Genomic DNA, 270 nt, shown 5'->3' on the forward strand with positions numbered 1-270 from the left:
GCGGCTACGATCTCGTTACCATGGATATCGTCTGGTCCGGCCAGTATGCCGAGAACAACTATACGGTCGACCTCACCGACTGGATGAAGCGCGATGCTGCCGAACTGCAGCTCGACGACATCTACCCGACGCTTCTCAATGCGCTCGGCCATTGGGGCGACAAGCAAGTCGCTTTCCCCTTCGCCGGTTATGCCAACGTGCTCGCCTATCGCAAGGATCTGTTTGACGCCGCCGGCCTGAAGGCGCCGACGACGATGGAAGAGTTGGTCG

At 59.6% G+C, this 270-nt stretch carries 1 protein-coding gene; it reads left to right on the forward strand.

Annotated features, from left to right (window positions below; translation table 11 throughout):
* Nucleotides 1-270, forward strand: a 270-nt coding sequence (locus AF337_RS31620) for an ABC transporter substrate-binding protein (protein WP_152971263.1), incomplete at both ends; no start/stop codon positions are given.

It is taken from the genome of Rhizobium ecuadorense, from assembly GCF_001187535.1.
Classification (GTDB): domain Bacteria; phylum Pseudomonadota; class Alphaproteobacteria; order Rhizobiales; family Rhizobiaceae; genus Rhizobium; species Rhizobium ecuadorense.